The sequence below is a fragment of the Roseospirillum parvum genome (assembly GCF_900100455.1).
GTDB classification, from domain to species: Bacteria; Pseudomonadota; Alphaproteobacteria; order Rhodospirillales; family Rhodospirillaceae; genus Roseospirillum; species Roseospirillum parvum.
In genome coordinates this window covers 1-18,075 of the sequence record NZ_FNCV01000002.1, presented here as the reverse complement: position 1 = coordinate 18,075, position 18,075 = coordinate 1, and the positions used below count along the sequence as shown (strand labels likewise).

17 protein-coding genes are annotated in these 18,075 nt (G+C 70.8%); 12 read left to right on the top strand and 5 right to left on the bottom strand.

Going from position 1 to position 18,075, the window contains the following annotated elements; all coding sequences use genetic code 11:
- Positions 1 to 18: 18 nt before the first annotated feature.
- Complete coding sequence (locus tag BLR95_RS03150; protein WP_092615338.1) at positions 19 to 1,821, bottom strand: GmrSD restriction endonuclease domain-containing protein; 1,803 nt, start codon at positions 1,819 to 1,821, stop codon at positions 19 to 21.
- A gap of 240 nt (positions 1,822 to 2,061) precedes the next feature.
- Here BLR95_RS03150 and BLR95_RS03145 point away from each other — a divergent pair, with 240 nt between their 5' ends.
- Entirely contained in the window at positions 2,062 to 2,742 is a 681-nt protein-coding gene (locus tag BLR95_RS03145) for a DUF1810 domain-containing protein (protein ID WP_092615336.1), read from the top strand.
- Between the two features lie 134 nt (positions 2,743 to 2,876).
- Positions 2,877 to 4,115, top strand: coding sequence for a glycerophosphodiester phosphodiesterase family protein (locus BLR95_RS03140; RefSeq protein WP_092615333.1), 1,239 nt, complete (start codon positions 2,877 to 2,879; stop codon positions 4,113 to 4,115).
- 238 nt (positions 4,116 to 4,353) lie between these two features.
- Here BLR95_RS03140 and BLR95_RS03135 read toward each other — a convergent pair whose 3' ends face one another.
- The gene (locus BLR95_RS03135) at positions 4,354 to 6,468 is read right to left on the bottom strand and encodes a hypothetical protein (protein WP_092615330.1); all 2,115 of its coding nucleotides are present in this window, start codon (positions 6,466 to 6,468) and stop codon (positions 4,354 to 4,356) included.
- A 12-nt stretch (positions 6,469 to 6,480) separates the two neighbouring features.
- Positions 6,481 to 7,311: a ComF family protein gene (locus tag BLR95_RS03130; protein ID WP_092615327.1), complete on the bottom strand. Its 831-nt coding sequence runs from the start codon at positions 7,309 to 7,311 to the stop codon at positions 6,481 to 6,483.
- Between the two features lie 85 nt (positions 7,312 to 7,396).
- On the opposite strand from BLR95_RS03130, the gene BLR95_RS03125 reads away from it, so the two are divergent.
- The 7 genes from BLR95_RS03125 (at position 7,397) to BLR95_RS03095 (ending at position 12,612) form a co-directional block, all read left to right on the top strand.
- The gene (locus BLR95_RS03125; RefSeq protein ID WP_092615324.1) at positions 7,397 to 8,308 is read left to right on the top strand and encodes a methyltransferase domain-containing protein; all 912 of its coding nucleotides are present in this window, start codon (positions 7,397 to 7,399) and stop codon (positions 8,306 to 8,308) included.
- Positions 8,309 to 8,315: 7 nt separating this feature from the next.
- A complete protein-coding gene (gene sfsA / locus BLR95_RS03120) occupies positions 8,316 to 9,023 on the top strand; it encodes a DNA/RNA nuclease SfsA (protein WP_092615321.1) in 708 nt (235 codons plus the stop codon).
- A 131-nt stretch (positions 9,024 to 9,154) separates the two neighbouring features.
- A complete protein-coding gene (gene map, locus BLR95_RS03115) occupies positions 9,155 to 9,907 on the top strand; it encodes a type I methionyl aminopeptidase (protein ID WP_092616437.1) in 753 nt (250 codons plus the stop codon).
- 14 nt (positions 9,908 to 9,921) lie between these two features.
- Positions 9,922 to 10,689 carry a RadC family protein gene (radC, locus tag BLR95_RS03110; protein WP_092615318.1) on the top strand — a complete coding sequence of 256 codons (768 nt, stop codon included), beginning with the start codon at positions 9,922 to 9,924 and terminating at the stop codon, positions 10,687 to 10,689.
- A gap of 117 nt (positions 10,690 to 10,806) precedes the next feature.
- The gene (locus tag BLR95_RS03105) at positions 10,807 to 11,427 is read left to right on the top strand and encodes a Maf family protein (RefSeq protein ID WP_092615315.1); all 621 of its coding nucleotides are present in this window, start codon (positions 10,807 to 10,809) and stop codon (positions 11,425 to 11,427) included.
- Positions 11,414 to 12,436: a ribonuclease E/G gene (locus BLR95_RS03100; protein WP_176787574.1), complete on the top strand. Its 1,023-nt coding sequence runs from the start codon at positions 11,414 to 11,416 to the stop codon at positions 12,434 to 12,436. Before BLR95_RS03105 ends, BLR95_RS03100 begins: the two co-directional genes overlap by 14 nt.
- Complete coding sequence (locus BLR95_RS03095) at positions 12,433 to 12,612, top strand: DNA gyrase inhibitor YacG (RefSeq protein ID WP_092615309.1); 180 nt, start codon at positions 12,433 to 12,435, stop codon at positions 12,610 to 12,612. The genes BLR95_RS03100 and BLR95_RS03095 overlap by 4 nt, the downstream gene beginning before the upstream one ends.
- Positions 12,613 to 12,826: 214 nt before the next feature.
- Here BLR95_RS03095 and purN read toward each other — a convergent pair whose 3' ends face one another.
- Positions 12,827 to 13,489, bottom strand: coding sequence for a phosphoribosylglycinamide formyltransferase (purN, locus tag BLR95_RS03090; RefSeq protein ID WP_092615306.1), 663 nt, complete (start codon positions 13,487 to 13,489; stop codon positions 12,827 to 12,829).
- Positions 13,489 to 14,598, bottom strand: a complete 1,110-nt coding sequence (gene purM, locus BLR95_RS03085) for a phosphoribosylformylglycinamidine cyclo-ligase (protein ID WP_245689259.1) — start codon at positions 14,596 to 14,598, stop codon at positions 13,489 to 13,491. The genes purN and purM overlap by 1 nt, the downstream gene beginning before the upstream one ends.
- A 145-nt stretch (positions 14,599 to 14,743) precedes the next feature.
- Between purM and BLR95_RS15975 the strand changes: the two genes are divergently transcribed.
- The 3 genes from BLR95_RS15975 (at position 14,744) to BLR95_RS03070 (ending at position 17,714) form a co-directional block, all read left to right on the top strand.
- Entirely contained in the window at positions 14,744 to 15,835 is a 1,092-nt protein-coding gene (locus tag BLR95_RS15975; protein ID WP_245689219.1) for a DUF2066 domain-containing protein, read from the top strand.
- Positions 15,836 to 15,927: 92 nt separating this feature from the next.
- On the top strand, positions 15,928 to 17,043 hold the full coding sequence (locus tag BLR95_RS03075) for an AI-2E family transporter (protein WP_092615300.1): 1,116 nt from the start codon (positions 15,928 to 15,930) through the stop codon (positions 17,041 to 17,043).
- Positions 17,040 to 17,714, top strand: a complete 675-nt coding sequence (locus tag BLR95_RS03070; RefSeq protein WP_092615297.1) for an HdaA/DnaA family protein — start codon at positions 17,040 to 17,042, stop codon at positions 17,712 to 17,714. Before BLR95_RS03075 ends, BLR95_RS03070 begins: the two co-directional genes overlap by 4 nt.
- The last annotated feature ends 361 nt before the right edge of the window (positions 17,715 to 18,075 follow it).

Here is an 18,075-nt window from a genome sequence, read left to right as displayed (position 1 = left end):
GCTGGGGGGCGAGAAATCTCAGGGCTGGTCGTGTGTCGTGCCCTCAGGCTTCTTTCCCATTGCAGATTCTATAATTTTTAGGAGTTCTTCTTTTCGAGCGCTGTAGAAAGAATCAAAGTCATCGGCTCTCAAGGTGTCCGGTTGTATGTGATGAGACCGCAATATATCATTCATTTCTTCGTCTGATAGTGATACGTTTTTGTGTTTTTGTATGGCGTTCAGGTATGAAGATGGAGATTTGCCGCCTATCATCCTGTTCGCCTTGTAGGATATGGGTGTCTTGTTTATTATTGAGTTGTATAAAGACGGTTCTTTAGAATGCTCATTGCACCATTTGATTGGAAATATGTGGTGTATGTCCAGGTTTATTTCTTCCTGATCCAGGTCCTGTATGGTTGATTTCCAGAAGAAATCCTTGGCCCCTTCCCGCATGAGAAGGACATGCAGGCCTTTGTAGGCTGCGCTGACGCGCATTCGCAATGTGGTCAAGCGGTCGGGTTGGAACGCGGCGTCGCTGATCGTTCGTGGCGGTTCACCCGAGCTGTCGATCCAAGCCAGAAGTTCATCAAGATCGTTGGCAATCCGTGTCTCCACGGCGCCGCCATAGAGCTCACCAAGGATGCCACACCAGTACCATTGGCAGAGCTTGTCATGGATCCTTGGCTCCAGCCAACGCTCCTTCAAGTGCGTCAGGGCGGCGGCCAGGGGCACCACCTGGGTTCGATAGGGCAGGTCGCGAGATTTGAAAATGCACTCTTTTCTGAGGAACTTGGCGGCAAGCCCGAAGCCCTTTTCGACATCATCCGCCCATCTTTTGTAATCGGCCAAGGTGAGGGAAAGCAGGGCAGACCGCTTGGCGCTGACCGGGGAAACCGCTTTGCCGGTTTTGCCGGCGGCGATGTCTTGTTGCCGCTTCTCGTGGGTCCGAAGAAGGCTGATGGCTTGAAGGAAATCGGCTGGCTCAATGGTTTGGAGTACTGGCTCAGCCTTGAGGCGCTGCTGTCGGCCTTCGACATCCCGCAGATTGCTGCCGAACCAGTCGTCACGTAGATTGAAGTTCTCAGCGGCGAAGCTGGCGGTGACCAGTTCAAACACCGACAATGAAACGCCGCCCGTATTCACCTTCTCGAAAACCAGGCAGACGGCTTCCTTGCTTGTCGTCTTTCCAAGGGCGATGATCGGGAGTTGATAGCTGCGGAAGGCGTTTAGCACTTTCCGGCGGAACTCCATGTATCTTGGGAACTTTTCTGGTGCGTACTCCTGAAGGCTTTCCTCCCAGGAGTCTGAATTTAGTATCTGGTTGCATGGGAAGTGAAATTCTTCGCACTCTTTTTGCCTGTCTGACAAGTCCAGGTCAATTTTTCTTCCGAAGTTTGATTTAATTTTTCTATCAGGCTCTACGGAGACGAACGCATTTTCCAGTCTTTCATCGTCAAGCGCCGATTCGATGTCGATATAGTAGTGGCGCTCAATCGGATTTCCTTTCTCATCAAAAGTCTTGACGGGGCTTTCCAGAGCCAAGACTTGGGTCAGAGAGGTGAGGCGTTGCTGACCATCGAGGATCAGCCGTTCGGGGTCCGGGGTGCCGTTCGCAAATGTCACGTTTTCAATGGGGCGTACCTGAAACCGAACGTCGCCACCGGTTTCCAGGAGCATCACCGCACCAACGGGGAAGGAGCGCGCGACGCTGACTAGGAGTGACCGAACGTGGTGATCGTCCCATACCCAGCCCCTTTGGAAATCGGGGAGTTGCAGGTTACCTTCCGTTATCTCGCGGACGACCTCCGGTAAGGGTTTCTTGGTACTGTCGAACGTGCTCATCCCCCATTTCTCCTGCGAATCCATGTGAAAATTGTCTGGGTTGGGCGATTCAGGAATGAGGGTACGGTGGCGCTCCGGGGTGTGGCAACTATATGTTGCTCTTCGGATTTTTCTCAGGAATGGCTGAACGGAATTGGGCGGCAGCCGGAATTGCCCGCCCTCCTGGGCGCCGGATATGGGAAGAGAGCCAGCTTCCAGGTCAAATTCCTTGCTTCGGGGTTCTTTCCCCAGGAGTGCGCCATGCCCCCTCCCGACGACCCGCTGGCCCGCTTTGTCGCCGCCCAGGACGGCGTTTTCCAGAACGCCTTGGCCGAGCTGAAGGCCGGGCGCAAGCAAAGCCACTGGATGTGGTTCGTCTTTCCCCAACTGGCCGGGCTGGGGCGCAGCGCCACCTCGTATCACTTCGGCCTGCGCGGGCTTGACGAGGCGCGGGCCTATCTGGCCCATCCGCTGCTTGGCCAGCGCCTGCGCCAGTGCGTGGCGGCGCTGGCGCCCCACCACGGCCGTCCGGCGGCCCACATCTTCGGCTTTCCCGATCATCTCAAGCTGGCCTCCTGCCTGACCCTGTTCGAGGCCGCCGCCGACAGCGACCAGGACAGGGCCCGCTTCGCGGCGGCGCTGGAGGGGCTGTGCGACGGCCAGCGCGACGCCCGCACCCTGGCCATGATCGGGCCGCCCGGCGACGCCACGCCCGAGGCTGGCGCGGCCCGCATCGGCGCCGTGCGTGATCCGTCGCCGGCCGAACTGGTGGCGATGATCCGTAATTCGCCGCACCAGGCGGTGCGCCGAATCGTCTGCGAGCGCACCGGCGCCGTATGGTGCTGGCCGGCCGAGCGGGCCTCGCACGCCGAGGGGGCGCGGCTGGTCGGGGCGACCTATACCCAGCCGCCGGGTGGCGAGATCCTGACCCTCGACCCCTGAGGCCATGGCCGCCCGCCCGCACCTGTCATCCACATTTCGCGTATCGGTCATCCTTCTGGAACGTCGCGTCGGCAAACTGGCGGTTCTGTCCCACCTCGTCCGTTGGCGTTCCACCGACAAGGAGTTCCGTGAAGATGCGCCCCATCACCCGCTGCCTGACCGCCGGCGTCGGCCTCGCCGTGCTGGCCCTGGCCACCCCGCTTTCCCCCGCCCTGGCCGCCGATGACGCCCAGATCGGTCCGCGCCCGATGTTCCTGGTCGACGACCTGCCGGCCGGCAAGCTGAAGGACAAGCTGGCCGCCTGCACCGGTCCCTTCACGGCGCGTGACTTCTCCATCGGCCACCGTGGCGCGGCCATGCAGTTCCCCGAGCACACCCGCGAGAGCTACCTGGCGGCGGGCCGCCAGGGCGCCGGCATCATCGAGTGCGACGTCACCTTCACCAAGGACAAGCAGCTGGTCTGCCGCCACTCGCAATGCGATCTGGCGACCACCACCGACATCCTGGCCCGCCCCGAGCTGGCCGCCAAATGCTCGCAGCCGTTCACCCCGGCCGACCCGGCCAAGGGCACCAAGGCCTCGGCCACCTGCTGCACCAGCGACCTGACCCTGGACGAGTTCATGAGCCTGAACGGCAAGATGGACGCCGCCAACCCCGACGCCACCACGGCCGAGGCCTACATGGATGCCACCGCCGGCTGGCGCACCGACCTCTACAGCCCGGGCACGGTGGTGACCCACGCCCAGAGCATCGCCCTGATCGACGGCATGGGCCGCAAGTTCACCCCCGAGCTGAAGGGCCCCAGCGTCGACATGCCGTTCGACGGCGGCTACAGCCAGCACGACTACGCGGCCCAGATGATCGAGGAGTACAAGGCCGCCGGCATCGACCCCAAGCGGGTCTTCGCCCAGTCCTTCAACCTGGATGACGTGCTCTACTGGATCGAGACCTACCCCGAGTTCGGCAAACAGGCGGTCTACCTGGATGGCCGCTACGACATCGAAGGCTTCGATCCGATGGACGAAAAGACCTGGCAGCCCTCGATGCAGGAACTGGCCGACAAGGGCGTCAACTATCTCGCCCCGCCGCTGTACTTCCTGGTCACCGAGAAGGACGGCAAGATCGTCCCCTCGCCCTACGCCAAGGCGGCCAAGAAGGCCGGCCTGAAGCTGATCACCTGGACCCTGGAACGCTCCGGCCCGCTGGCCAGCGGTGGCGGCTGGTACTTCCAGTCGATCGAGAAGGTCACCGACCGCGACAGCGACACCCTCGACCTGCTGAACGTCCTGGCCCAGGACATCGGCGTGGTCGGCGTGTTCTCCGACTGGCCGGCCACCACCACCTTCTACGCCAACTGCATGAACCTCGACTGAGCCGGGGCGGGCAACGCCAAGGGGGCGCTGCCCCCTTGGAACCCCCGCCGGGGGGACCGGGGGTCCCCCCGGACCCCCGCCGCGACTTAAAGCCGTGAAGAGGGGGGTATCCGAGCGCGCGCGCTCGGATACCCCCCTCTTCACGGCTTTGACTCATGGTGGGGTCTGGGGAGGCCTTCCGGCCTCCCCAGCGGGGATTTCAAAGGGGCGGCGCCCCTTTGACCTTGCGCGCTCTGGCTCAGGCGCGTTCACGCAGCCAGGCCGTGAGCAGGGCGAGGGTGATCAGGGTCAGGGCCAGGGGGGCGGGCATCAGGGCTTGGTGGGTCAGGCCGGTGGTCTGGTGGGCGTCGCGGCGGGGCAGGGCCAGGGTGTCGGGGTTGGCGGTGGTGCGTCGCGGCGTGGGCAGGGTGGGGTTGGCCGCGTCGTCGCCCAGCCAGACGGTGGTGCCCCGGGTCGCCTCGACCAGCGGGGCGGCGGCCTGGGCGGTGGCGGTCAGTTGAGCGGTTTCCTTCAGCGCCTCCGGGGGTGGGGCGGCGAAGGCGAGGCGGGCTTCCGGCGGTCCGGCGGGATCGCGCACGGTGTACAGGCCCGGGGCCTCGGCGGGTTGGCTGGCGGTCGCCCGGCCGTCGCCCTGGTCGGTCAGGGCGAGGTGGCTTTCGCGGCCGTCCGGGGCGATGACGGTCAGCGGCCGGGCGGTGGGATCGCTCAGGGCGCGCCGGGTGACGGTCAGTCGGCCGCCGGCGATCTCGGCCGAGAGGGCGTTCTCGGCCAGGGCGGGTTCGCCCATCAGCCAGTGGGCGAGTCGGCGCACCAGCGGCTGGTGGGGGCCGCCGCCGTCGATGCCCTTGGCCCACAGCCAGCCGCTGTCCGACAGCAGCATGGCGACCCGACCCTTTTCCACATGGGCCAGTTGCAGCAACGGGGTGTCGGCGGGGCCGTGCATCAGGGTGACGCCGGCGCGCGGCCGGCCGGGCAGGTGGCGCACCCACTGGCCCCAATTGGGGGCGCCGGTGGTGGCCTCGGCGGCCAGGGCGGCGGTCACCGGGTGGCGGCGGCCGGTCCCGGTCAGGGCCGGACGGAAGGGGGCCTCGGCCACCTCGCCGGACAGTTCTACCGGCAGGATCGGTTGCAGGGGCAGGGCCGGCAGGCGGGCCAGTCCGGGCCCGGCGACCACCAGCAGGCCGCCGCCCTGGCGCACGTGGTCGGCCAGATTGCCCAGGTAGCGGTCGGGCACCCGGCTGCCCACCCCGGTGCGGTCGAGGATGACCAGATCGAAATCGGCCAGCCGGGCCTCGAACAGCTCGCGCACCGGGAAGGCGATCAGGGCCAGTTCGTCGAGCGGCGTGGCATCGTCCTTGTCGAGCGGCCGCAGGATGGTGAAGTGGACCAGATCGACCGCCGGGTCGGCCTTCAGCAGGGTGCGCCAGATGCGGGTGCCGGGGTGCGGCTGGCCGGAGACCAGCAGCACCCGCAGGCGCGGCCGCACCGCCTCGACGGTGGCGGCGACGCGGTTGTTGAGGGCCGACAGCTCGCCCTCGGCGGCGGGCAGGCGGGCGGCGAGCACGGTCGGGCCGGGGTGGTCGAGGGCGAGGCGGACCGGGCGGGGCTGGCCGGGGACGAGGTCCAGTTGGCGCGGCGGCTGGCCGGGCACCTCGACGGTCACCGCCACCGGCTGGGTGGGGGCGTCCGGGCCGTCCACCGCCAGTCCCAGGGACAGGCTGACCGTCTCGCCGACCAGTCCGTAGGCCGGGACGTCGGTCAGGGTCAGCCGGCGGTCGCGCTCGTCGGGGCGGCCGCTCAGCAGCAGGTGCAGGGGCGCCTCGCCCAGGCGGTCGGCGAGGCGATCGGTCAGGGCCGGGCCGGTGGCGGGGTCGTCCAGGTCGTGCAGCCGGCCGTCGGAAAGCACCAGCACGGCCGACAGGCGGTCGGCCGGGATGTCGTCCAGGGCGCCCTCCAGGGCCGGGCCGAGGTTGGTTCCGTCGCCCGCCTCGCCAAAGGTCACGAGGCGGGTTTCCAGGTCGGGCAGGGCGGCCAGCCGCTCAAGCAGGGCGGCGCGGGCGGCGGCGGTGACTTCGGGCCGGTTGGCCACCTGCTGGCTTGGGCTGGCGTCGACCAGCAGCAGGGCGATGTCGGGCAGCGGCTGGCGTTGCTCGACCAGCAGGCGCGGCTCGGCCAGGGCGAGCAGCAGGACCCCGGCGGCGACGGCCCGCCATCCACTGCCCCGGGCCCGTCGCCACAGGCCCAGTCCGAGCAGCCCGGCCGAGGCCAGGGCGAGCAGACCCAGCCCCCAGCCGCCCAGCGGCAGGGCGAGGGTGATCTCGACTCCCGGCGCGGCGTCGAAAACCAGAGTCATGTCCTCAGTCTATCATGGGTCGATCCACGGGGCATCGGGATCGAAGGTGTCGTCGGTCTTGCCATGTCCGGGCGGCGGCACGCGGGCCAGGGTCAGCACGTCGACCGAGGCCGCCCCGGCGCGCAGCAGGGCGCGGGTGGCGGCCTCGGCGGTGGCGCCGCTGGTCATCACGTCGTCGACCAGCAGCAGGCGGCGGCCGGCGACCAGTTCCGGCCGGCGCACGGCGAAGGCGTCGGCCACGTTCCGGCGGCGCTGGCGGCGGTCGGCGCCGCGCTGGGTCGGGGTGGGGCGGGTGCGGATCAGGGCGTCGCGCCAGGGCAGGCCGCCGCGCCGGGCGAGATGGGCGGCGAGCAGGGCGGCCTGGTTGTAGCCGCGCCGGAACAGTCGGCCGCGATGCAGCGGCACGGGGACGATCAGCTCGGCCTCGGCCAATGGTTCGGCCCCGGCGCGGGCCATCCAGGCGGCCAGGCCGGCGGCCAGCTCGGTGCGGTCGGCGTGCTTCAGGGCCAGCACCAGGCCCCGGCTGGCGGTGTCGTAGAGCAGGGCGGCGCGGGCCCGGCCCCAGGGCGGGCGGTGGAGTCGGCAATCCTCGCACAGGGCCTCGCCGCTGACAACTGGAGGCCAGGCCTCGGCGGGGCTGGCGAAGGGCAGGCCGCAGGCGGCGCACAGCGGCGGGGCGATCAGGGTCAGCTCGGCGAAGCAGGCGGCGCACAGGGTGTGCGGGCTGGCCACCGGGGCCCGGCAGGCCAGACAGCGCGGCGGCCACAGCAGGTCGAGCAGGCGGCCGGTGATCTGTCGGCCCAGGCGGCGGGCCGGGGAGTCGGGCAGGGGCGGGGCGGGCATGGTGGGATCATGGGGCGCCGGGCGGCGGGGGTCTGTCAAGGCGGCTCTCTTCCCCCCGCCGTCCGGGGATGCCATATAGGCCGCCATGAGCCCGCCCCGCCTGTTCGACCGCGCCCTGCTGCGCCACCGCCGCGACCGCGCCGCGCCGCGCCTGGAGATCGCCGGCGATCTGCTGGAAGCCGCCGCCGAGCGGCTGATCGACCGCCTGGACGACACCACCCGGCGCTTTCCCCGGGTGCTTGACCTGGGCTGCCATGATGGCCGCCTGGGGCGCCGGCTGATCGGCCGCCCCGGGGTCGAGCGGCTGGTCCAGTGTGACCTCTCGGCCGCCATGGCGGCGCGGGCGGCGGCCGCCGTGCCGGGGGCGCTGACCGTCATCGCCGACGAGGAAGCCCTGCCCTTCGCCCCGGAAAGCTTCGATCTGGTCATCTCCAGCCTGTCGCTGGGGCTGGTCAACGATCTGCCCGGCACCCTGGCCCAGGTGCGCCGCCTGCTGGCTCCGGACGGGTTGTTCCTGGCCGGGGTGCTGGGCGGGGCCACCCTGGGCGAGTTGCGGGCCGCCCTGGGCGAAGCGGAAATCGCCGAGGAGGGGGGCTTGAGCCCGCGCGTCCACCCGATGCTGGACGTGCGCGACGCCGGCGATCTGCTGGCCCGGGCCGGGCTTGCCCTGCCGGTGGCCGACCGCGAACCGGTCACCCTCAGCTATTCCTCGCCGCTCGCCCTGATGGCCGAGGCGCGCGCCCTGGGCCAGAGCAACCTTATGCATGAGCGCCGCCGCAGGCCGCTCCGGCGGGGCACCCTGGGGGCGGCACTCGCCGCCTATCAGGCGGCGCATGAAGACGACACCGGCCGGGTCACGGCGACCGTCGAATGGTTGACCCTGACCGCCTGGGCCCCCCACCCCGACCAGCCGCGCCCGGCGCCCCGGGGCAGCGGCCAGATGCCGCTGGCCGAGGCGCTGGAGGGCGCCGTCTGTCCCACCACCCCGCCGGAGTAGGTTGCCCATGCGTTTCGACACCCCCCTGCTGCCCGGCCGGCTGGTCCGCCGCTACAAGCGCTTCATGGCCGACGTGGTGCTGGAGGATGGCCGCGAGGTGACCGCCCACACCCCCAACTCGGGCTCGATGATGGGGGTCAGCGATCCGGGCAGCCGGGTCTGGCTGAGCCCGGCCGACTCCCCCACCCGCAAGCTGAAGTTCACCCTGGAAATCGTCGAGGCCGACGGCACCCTGGTCGGGGTCAACACCGGCCACCCCAACCGGCTGGTCGCCGAGGCGGCCGCCGAGGGCGCCATCCCGGAGTTGGCCGGCTATCCCGAAACCCGGCGCGAGGTGCGCTATGGCAAGAACAGCCGCATCGACGTGCTGCTGTCGGGGAGTGGCCGGCCGCCGTGCTATGTGGAGGTGAAGAACGTCACCCTGGCCCGCGGCACGGGGGAGGGGCGCGCCGCCCTGTTCCCCGACGCGGTCACGGCGCGCGGGGCCAAGCATCTGGCCGAGCTGGCCGACCGGGTGGCGGCCGGCGAGCGGGCGGTGATGGTCTATCTGGTGCAGCGCGACGACTGCCACCGCTTCCAGGTTGCCGAGGACATCGATCCGGCCTATCTGAGGGCCTTGACCGAGGCCCGGGCGGCCGGCGTCGAGGCCATCGCCTATGCATGCACGGTCAAACCCGATATGATCGTCCTTTCCCGACCGCTGCCCGTGGGCTGAGCCGTCGGGCCAGGGTATTCCCCGAGTTATTCCCCGAGTCGCTTCAGGAAAAAGGCAGTCAAGGCGTGCAGGACACCACCGCCCATCCCTCCGACCAGGTCATCCGTCACGACGCGGCGGCCTTTGAGGCGATGCGCCGGGCCGGACGGCTGGCCGCCGAGACGCTGGACTACATCGCCCCCGCCATCCGCCCCGGCATCACCACCGGCGAGATCGACCGGCTGTGCGCCGAGTTCATGGCGCGGCACGGCGCCAAGGCGGCGACCCTGGGCTACAAGGGCTTTCCGGCCTCCTGCTGCACCTCGGCCAACCATGTGGTGTGCCACGGCATCCCGGGCGACAAGGTGCTGAAGGATGGCGACATCATCAATGTCGACGTCACCCCCATCGTTGACGGCTGGCATGGCGACACCAGCCGCATGTTCTATGTCGGCAAGCCCAAGGTGAAGGCCAAGAAGCTGGTCGAGATCACCTACCAGGCGATGATGGCCGGCATCGAGATGATCCGCCCCGGGGTCACCCTGGGCGATCTCGGCCACACCATCCAGACCCTGGCCGAGGGGGCCCGCTATTCGGTGGTGCGCGACTTCTGCGGCCACGGCGTCGGGCGGGTCTTCCACTGCCCGCCCAGCGTGCTGCACTACGGCTTCCCGGGCGAGGGGCTGGTCCTTGAGCCGGGCATGATCTTCACCGTCGAGCCGATGATCAACGCCGGCGTCGCCGAAACCAAGATCCTGGAAGACGGCTGGACGGCGGTGACCCGCGACCGCTCGCTGTCGGCCCAGTTCGAGCACACCGTGGGGGTGACCGAGACCGGGGTCGAGATCTTCACCCTGTCGCCCAAGGGCTGGCACTGCCCGCCCTACCAGGACGCCGCCGCCTGAGCGGGGCGGACACCATGGGCGATGACGACCCGACCCCGGGCCGGCCCGGCCTGGCCGAACGGGACGCCGGTCGGCCGGCCCCCGATCCGGCGGCCGGGGAACGGTCCGGGCGGCCGCACTACACCGGCCACCGCCAGCGTCTGCGCCAACGCTTCCTGGATGGCGGCCCCGACGCCCTGCCCGACTACGAGCTGCTGGAACTGCTGCTGTTCCTGGCCCAGCCGCGCGGTGACGTGAAGCCCCTGGCCAAGGACCTGTTGGCCCGCTTCGGCAGCTTCGCCGAGGTGATCGCCGCCGCGCCGGCCGACCTGATGACCGTCAAGGGCCTCGGCGAGGCCGGGGTGGTGGCCCTCAAGACGGCCGAGGAATCGGCCCGCCGCCTGCTCCGCCGCGAGATCAGCGAGCGTCCGGTGATCGCCTCCTGGGAGGCCCTGATCGACTACTGCCACGCCGCCATGGCGCGGCGCGGCGAGGAGGAGTTCCGGGTCCTCTTCCTCGACCGCCGCCACCGCCTGATCGCCGACGAGGTGCAGCAGCGCGGCACGATCGACCACACCCCGCTGTACCCGCGCGAGGTCTGCAAGCGGGCCCTGGAGTTGCGCGCCTCGGCCCTGGTCCTGGTCCACAACCACCCCTCCGGCGACCCCACCCCCTCGGTGGCCGATGTCGACATGACGCGCGAGGTGAAGACGGTGGCCAAGGGCCTGGGCATGACCGTGCACGACCACCTCATCATCGCCCGCAGCGGCCACTGCTCGCTGGCCCAGATGGGCCTGCTCTGAGCGGCGCCGCTCCCCCGCCCCGGCGGGGCGCGTGGGTTTGCCCCGGCGGCGACCTTGAGTTTGCCCGGGGGGCGGGGTAGGTGTGGCGGCCATGACCAACACGAGAGTCCCCCTGCCGTGCCCGATCCACACTCCACCCCGCGCCTGATCCTGGCCTCGGCGTCGCCCCGGCGGCGCGACCTGTTGGCCCAGATCGGCCTGATCCCCGACGCCGTGATCCCGGCCGATGTGGACGAGACGCCGCTGCCCGGCGAGTTGCCACGCCCCCACGCGGCGCGTCTGGCCGAAGCCAAGGCGCGCGCCGTGGCCGCCCGGCCGGAGGCCGCCGGCGCCCTGGTCCTGGCCGCCGACACGGTGGTCGCCTGCGGCCGGCGCATCCTGCCCAAGGCCGAGGACGCGGCGACCGCCCGGCGCTGTCTTGAGATGCTCTCCGGGCGCCGGCACCGGGTCTTCGGCGGCCTCTGCGTGATCGCGCCGGACGGCACCTGCCGGGGCCGGGTGGTGCAGACGGTGGTCCGCTTCAAGGTGCTCGACGGGGCGGAGATCGCCGGCTATCTGGCCTCGGGCGAATGGCACGGCAAGGCCGGCGGCTACGCCCTTCAGGGCCGCGCGGCGGCGCTGGTCGCCGATGTTCTGGGCTCACCGTCCAACGTCATCGGCCTGTCGCTGTTCGACACCGCCCAGATGCTGGGCGGGCTGGGGGTGCGGCTGTGGCGGGGTGACGATGGCCGCCCTTAGCCTGGCGGTGCGCCGGCGCGTCGCCCAGGGCGGGAAAGAGGGCGGCGCCGACATCGGCCTCGGCGCGGCCGGCGGGCGGCTGCTGGAAACGGTGCCCTGGCGCCCGGCGCTGGGCGGCGTCGACAGCATCGTGGAAGCCCGCCTGGGCCCTCCCGTGCCGGGGGGCGGCGGGGTTTTTCTCGATCTGCCCGGCGGGCTTCAGGCGATGCTCAAACGCGAGGCCGAGGCGCCGCCGCTGCCCAGCCAGGGCAGCCGGATGCTGGTCCAGGTGCGGGCCTCGGCGCACGGCGACAAGCAGTGTCGGGTGGCCCGGTCGATCATCATAAGGGGGCGTGCCGCCACCCTGTCCATCGCCGCCGACGGCACCGCCACGGTGGACGGTCCGCCGGCCGAGGCCGACCTGTTGCGTCGCCGCTGGCAGGCCGCCGAGCCGGGCCGCGCCCCGGTGGTTCTGGTCCACCCGGCCGAGCAGCTGATCGCCGCCCACGCCGAGGAGCCCCTTGAGGTGCTGGTCGATGACGGGCCGCTGGCCACCCGTCTGCGCACCTGGGCCGAGGCCATCGGCGCCGCCGCCGAGGTGCGCCACCTGCCGACCGGCGATCCGCTGGTCGAGGCCGGTCTGGCCGAGCCGTGGGCCGAGCTGGCGGCGCCCCTGGTCGCCCTGCCCGGCGGCGGACGGCTGGCCATCGAGCCGACCGCCGCGCTGGTCGCCATCGACGTGGACAGCGCCGCCGATGCCCGGGGGCCGGCGGCGGTCAACCGGGCGGCGGCGGCGGAAATCCCCCGCCAATTGCGCCTGCGCCATCTGGCCGGGCGGGTGGTGATCGACTTCATCGGGGCCGGCCAGGGGCGCGCCGGCGGCCTGGGCGGCGCCCTCAAGACCCTGGAAAAGGGCCTTGCCGACGACCCGGCCCGGCCCCATCTCGCCGGCCGCACCCGGCTCGGACTGGTCGAGCTGACCCGGCCGCGCCGCCATCCCCCCCTCCATCCCCGGGGAGAGACCCCATGAGCCAGCCCCCGGAAGCGGTCCGCGTCGCCCCCAAGGCGTGCCCCCTGTGCGGCAAGCCGGTGGTGCCCAGATACCGTCCCTTCTGCTCGCAACGCTGCGCCGAGGTGGACCTCGGACACTGGCTGACCGAGACCTACCGCATCCCCGATGACTCCCTCGATCCCGACGAGGAGTGAGCGACGCGTCGGCAAGGCAAGGGGGCGCCGCCCCCTTGACCCCCGCCGGGGGGACCAGGGGCCCCCCCGGACCCCCGCCGTGACTTAAAACCCCACCGAGGGGGGCTTGCCCCCCTCGGTGGGGTTTTGACTCATGGTGGGGTCTGGGGAGGCCCCCCGGCCTCCCCAGCGGGGATCAAAGGGGCAGCGCCCCTTTGCCTTGCCGGCGTGTCCCTCACCCCACGGGGGGATTGAGGAAGGTGTCGGTGCGGGTCGGGGTGTCGGTCAGGTCGACCCGTTCGCCGCGCACCCGGGCGCGGCCCTCGGCGACCAGTCGCAAGGCCAGCGGGAACAGTTGGTGCTCCGCCTCCAGCACCCGGGCGCCCAGACTTTCCGCGGTGTCGTCGGGCAGCACGGCGACAGCGGCCTGGGCGATGATCGGGCCCTCGTCCATCGCCGGGCGCAGGAAGTGGACGGTGCAGCCGTGCACCCGCACCCCGGTCTCCAGGGCCCGCTCGTGGGTGTGCAGGCCCTTGAAGGCGGGCAACAGCGAGGGGTGGATGTTGATCAGCCGGTTTTCCCAGGAATCGACGAAGCGTTCGGTGAGCAGACGCAGGAAGCCGGCCAGACAGACCAACTCCACCTGGGCCGCCCGCAGGCGTTCGTCGAGGGCCTGATCGAAGGCCTCGCGGCTGTCGAAGGTGGTGTGGTCCAGCACCTCGGTGGGCACGCCGGCGGCGCGGGCCTTGTCCAGGGCCGGGGCGTTCGGGCGGTTGCTCAGTACCAGCACGACGCGGGCCGGGAAAGCGGGGTCGGCGGCGGCTTTCAGCAAGGCATCCATGTTGGAGCCCCGGCCGGAAACCAGGATGGCGACGCGGCGGCGGGTGTCGGGGGCCATCAGCGGATGCCCCAGGCGACGTCCAGGCCGGCCATCTCGACCCGCGGGGCATCGCCCGCCACCTCGACCACGCGGCCGATGGGGCGCGCCGCCTCGCCGTGGTCGGCCAGGGTGGCGAGACAGGCGTCCACCTGATCGGGCGCCACCACGGCGACCATGCCGATGCCGCAGTTGAAGGTGCGCGCCATCTCCGCCGGGGCGATGCCGCCGGCCTCTTTCAGCCACGCGAAGACCGGGGGCAGCGGGGCCAGGGACTCGACGTCCAGGCTGACCCCCAGGCCGTCGGGCAGGACCCGGGGGATGTTCTCGGGGAAGCCGCCGCCGGTGATGTGGGCCAGGGCCTTCACCTGACCGGCCCGCACGGCGGCCAGACAGGAGCGGACATAGATCCGGGTCGGCGTGAGCAGGGCCTCGCCGAGCGAGGTTTCGGGGGCGAAGGGGGCGGGGTCGGACAGCCCCAGGCCGGCCCGCTCGATGACCTTGCGGACCAGCGAGAAGCCGTTGGAATGGAGGCCGTCCGAGGCCAGCCCAAGGAGCACGTCGCCGGCCCTGACCGTGCTGCCGTCAAGCAGCCGGCCACGCTCCGCCGCGCCGACCGAGAAGCCGGCCAGATCGTAGTCGCCGGCCCCGTAGAGGCCGGGCATCTCCGCCGTCTCGCCGCCGATCAGGGCGCAGCCGGCCAGCTTGCAGCCCTCGGCGATGCCGCTCACCACCTGGCGCGCCGTCTCCACCTCGAGGCGCGAGGTGGCGTAGTAGTCGAGGAAGAACAACGGCTCGGCCCCCTGGACCACCAGATCGTTGACGCACATGGCGACCAGATCGATGCCCACGCCGGTATGCCGACCGGCGGCGATGGCCAGCTTCAGCTTGGTGCCCACGCCATCGGTGGCGGCGACCAGGATGGGGTCGGAAAAGCCCGCCCCGGCCAGATCGAACAGGCCGCCGAAGCCGCCCAGGTCGGCCTCGGCGCCGGGCCGGCGGGTGGCCCGGGTCAGCGGCTTGATGGCTTGCACCAGGGCGTTGCCTGCGTCAATGTTGACCCCCGCCTGCCGGTAGTCGAGACCGGCGGCGGTGGTGGCCTTTCGTGCGGAGTCTTCAGGGGTGGAAATGGTGGCCTCACCACGCAAAATGGGATCGGGAGTGCCCGCTTGGCCGGCGGCGCGCGTGGGCCGGCGGGCGGCGGCGAGAATAGCCCAACCCGGGGCGAATGCAACGGTTGGCCGGCGGGCGCTGAGCCTCCTGGCGGGGCTGGCCGTGGTCCTTGGCCTGCTGCTGGCATCCGGCGCGGCGCGGGCCAGCGGCGAGCTGTTCACGGTCGGCGGGATCACCGTCGATGTCACCGCCGATGACGTGGGCGAGGCCCGCCAGCGCGCCATCGCCGAGGGACAGGCCGAGGCCGCCCGGGTCCTGATGGCGCGCCTGACCCGGCCGGCCGACCATGAGCGCCTGCCGCTGCCCGAGCCCGGCGAGGTGGTCGACATGGTGCGCGACTTCTCCATCGCCGACGAGAAGACCTCGGATGTGCGTTATATCGCCGAGCTGACCGTCAGCTTCGATCCCGAGGCCATCGCGCAGCGCCTGCGCATGGCCGGGTTGCCCTTCGTCAAGGCGGCCAGCCCGCCGCTGCTGGTGGTGCCGCTGTACCAGCCGGGGCCCGATGCCGCCTGGGTCCTGTGGGACGAACCCACCCCCAACCCGTGGCGTCAGGCGTGGCTGGCCCAAAGCGCCGGGCGCGGCGGCTTCATTCCCCTGGTGGTGCCGTTCGGCGACCTGACCGATCTGGCCACCCTGAGCCCCGAACAGGCGGCGGCCGGCGAGGCCGAGGCCCTGGCCGCCCTGGCCGAACGCTACGAGGCCAGTCAGGTGCTGATCGCCCGCGCCCAGGCGGCCGGCGGGGCGCTGATCGCCCGCGCCGAGGGGCCGCGCTTCCTGGCCGGGCCGGTGAGCACCGAACGGCCGCTCGGCGACGACCCCGCCCAGGCCATGGAAGACGTCGCCGGCGTCCTGATCGGGCAGCTGGCCGCCGCCTGGAAGGCGCGCAACCTGATCGATCCGGCCCAGGGCAACCAGTTGACCGCGCTGGCCCAGGTCGACGGCTTCGAGGAATGGCTGACCCTGCGCCAGCGGCTCGACGCCATGGCCCGGGTCGATTATGTCCAGCTTCAGGCGCTGACTCCCGACCGGGCCCAACTCACCCTGTACTATCGGGGCGAGCCCATGGACCTGACCCAGGCCATGCGGCAGAACGACCTCGACCTGATGAAGGATGGCGACTACTGGATCCTGGCCACCCGCGAGCGGGCCGAGGCGCGGACCCTGAACGCCACACCGCCGGCCGCCAACTGACCCCGTCCCGCCTTGGGGGGGGAGTCCGCCAGGGTGACTTGGCGGAGGGCCGGGGGCCGGCCAACGCTGTTTGACCAAGCAAGTGGGGAGCCATGAGCCCGGCGCGACAGGCCCAGTTCTGGTTGGTGGGAACGGGGCTTTTCCTGTTCCTGATCTATGTCATGAGTTCGGTCCTGCTGCCCTTCGTGGCCGGGGCGGCGGTGGCCTATTTCCTCGATCCGGTGGCCGACTGGCTGGAGCGTCGTCGGCTGTCGCGGCTGGCCGCGACGGTGGTCATCACGCTGGGCTTCGTGGTCGTGCTGGTGGTCCTGCTGGTGTTTCTGGTCCCGGTGCTCCAGGCCCAGGTGGTGCGCTTCGTCGAGGGGCTGCCCGATTACGTGGAAGCCCTCCAGACCCGCCTGGAGCCGCTGTTCCGCGACGTTCTGGCCCGTCTGCCGGCGGCCGAGGTGGCGCGCTGGCAGGAGTCGGCCGGCGAGCACCTGGGCAGCGCCGTGAACTGGCTGGGCAAGGTGCTGGGCCGGGTTTTGAGCGGCGGCGTGGCGTTGCTCAATCTGGTCTCGCTGCTGGTCATCACGCCGGTGGTGGCCTTCTACCTGCTGCGCGACTGGGACCGCATGGTGGCGGTCATCGACGATTGGCTGCCGCGGGCCCACGCCGAGACCATCCGCGCCCAGTTCCGGGCCATCGACACCACCCTGGCCGGTTTCGTGCGCGGTCAGGCGACGGTCTGTCTGGCGCTTGGCGTGTTCTACGCCGTGGGGCTGTCGCTGGCCGGGCTGGAACTGGGGCTGGTGGTCGGCCTGGGAGCCGGGCTGATCAGCTTCGTGCCCTATCTGGGCAGTCTGCTCGGCGGCGCGGTCAGCCTCGGGCTGGCCATCGCCCAGTGGGGCGAGATCGTGCCGGTGGCCATCGTGGCGGCCATTTTCGCCACCGGGCAGGCGGTCGAGGGCAACTTCCTGACCCCCAAGCTGGTCGGCGACAAGGTCGGCCTGCACCCGGTGTGGGTGATGTTCGCCCTGCTCGCCGGGGGCAGCCTGTTCGGCTTTGTCGGGGTGCTGCTGGCGGTGCCGGTGGCGGCGGTGATCGGCGTGCTGGCCCGCTTTTCGCTGAACCAGTACATGGCCAGCCCGCTCTATCTGGGCGGGCGGCGGGCCGAGCCGCAGCCCGATGCGGACCCGCCCACGGACCCCTCGGCCGGCCCGTCATGACCCCGGCGCCACGGCAACTGCCGCTCGACCTGCCCCATCGGCCGGCCCTGGATCGGGCCGATTTCCTGGTCGCCCCGGCCAACCGGGCGGCCCTGGCGTGGCTCGACCGCTGGCCCGACTGGCCCGGGCCGGCGCTGGTGGTGGTCGGCCCGCCGGGCTCGGGCAAGAGCCATCTGGCGGCGGTTTTCGCGGCCCGCAGCGGGGCCGTCATGCTGGCCCCCAAGGACCTGCCCGGGGCCGATCCGCTGGCCCTGGCCGAGGTCGGGGCGGTGGTGCTCGACGACGCCGACCGGGTGGACCCGCCGCGCCCCCTGCTGCATCTGTGGAACCTTCTGCGCGAGGCCGGCGGCCACCTGCTGCTGATCGCCAGCCGGCCCCCGGCCCGCTGGGGGGTGGGGCTGCGCGATCTCGATTCGCGCCTGCGCACGGCCCCGGTGGCGACCATCGAGCCGCCCGACGACGCCCTCTTCGCCGCCGTGCTGGTGAAGCTGTTCGCCGACCGCCAGTTGGCCCTGGATCCGGCCGCCGTCCGCTATCTGGTCGGCCACATGGAGCGCAGCTTCGCCGCCGCCCGCCGGCTGGCCGAGACGGCCGACCGGCTGGCCCTGGCCGAAAAGCGCCCGATCACCCTGCCCCTGCTGCGCCGGGCGCTGGAGCCCGGGTTGGGCTAGAGCAGATCGCGCCCAATCTGAATCGCCAAGCGAGTCAGATTGGTCGCGTGAATCTGCTCTCGATTCAATGATTTATACCAAGCGGCGATGAGAGGAACTCATCGCCGGTTGGCATGAAAGGGGCTTTGCCCCTTTGAAACCCCACCGGGGGACCAAGGTGGTCCCCCGGACCCCCTCCATTCATTCATTGATCGCCGAGCGAGCCCGGATTTCCGCACGCAGGCCAAGGCCGGCCTGCAAGCGAACCATTGGGAGGGCGATCCGAGGGTCACGTCCCGTTGCGTGGTGTAGGAGCTGTGGTTAAGGGGTCCGCCGCCGCGCCCGCCAGGGAGCCGGCGGCGGCGGGCCGCTTATCCACAGC

Excerpts from the sequence above, each read along its gene's own strand:
- BLR95_RS03095 (WP_092615309.1), top strand. The coding sequence starts at position 12,433 with ATGAGCCAGCCCCCGGAAGCGGTCCGCGTCGCCCCCAAGGCGTGCCCC.
- map (WP_092616437.1), top strand. The coding sequence starts at position 9,155 with ATGCGCCGGGCCGGACGGCTGGCCGCCGAGACGCTGGACTACATCGCC.
- BLR95_RS03145 (WP_092615336.1), top strand. The coding sequence starts at position 2,062 with ATGCCCCCTCCCGACGACCCGCTGGCCCGCTTTGTCGCCGCCCAGGAC.
- purN (WP_092615306.1), bottom strand. The coding sequence starts at position 13,489 with ATGGCCCCCGACACCCGCCGCCGCGTCGCCATCCTGGTTTCCGGCCGG.
- BLR95_RS03135 (WP_092615330.1), bottom strand. The coding sequence starts at position 6,468 with ATGACTCTGGTTTTCGACGCCGCGCCGGGAGTCGAGATCACCCTCGCC.
- BLR95_RS03100 (WP_176787574.1), top strand. The coding sequence starts at position 11,414 with ATGGCCGCCCTTAGCCTGGCGGTGCGCCGGCGCGTCGCCCAGGGCGGG.
- BLR95_RS03140 (WP_092615333.1), top strand. The coding sequence starts at position 2,877 with ATGCGCCCCATCACCCGCTGCCTGACCGCCGGCGTCGGCCTCGCCGTG.
- BLR95_RS03125 (WP_092615324.1), top strand. The coding sequence starts at position 7,397 with ATGAGCCCGCCCCGCCTGTTCGACCGCGCCCTGCTGCGCCACCGCCGC.
- BLR95_RS03075 (WP_092615300.1), top strand. The coding sequence starts at position 15,928 with ATGAGCCCGGCGCGACAGGCCCAGTTCTGGTTGGTGGGAACGGGGCTT.
- BLR95_RS03070 (WP_092615297.1), top strand. The coding sequence starts at position 17,040 with ATGACCCCGGCGCCACGGCAACTGCCGCTCGACCTGCCCCATCGGCCG.
- radC (WP_092615318.1), top strand. The coding sequence starts at position 9,922 with ATGGGCGATGACGACCCGACCCCGGGCCGGCCCGGCCTGGCCGAACGG.
- BLR95_RS03150 (WP_092615338.1), bottom strand. The coding sequence starts at position 1,821 with ATGAGCACGTTCGACAGTACCAAGAAACCCTTACCGGAGGTCGTCCGC.
- BLR95_RS03130 (WP_092615327.1), bottom strand. The coding sequence starts at position 7,311 with ATGCCCGCCCCGCCCCTGCCCGACTCCCCGGCCCGCCGCCTGGGCCGA.
- sfsA (WP_092615321.1), top strand. The coding sequence starts at position 8,316 with ATGCGTTTCGACACCCCCCTGCTGCCCGGCCGGCTGGTCCGCCGCTAC.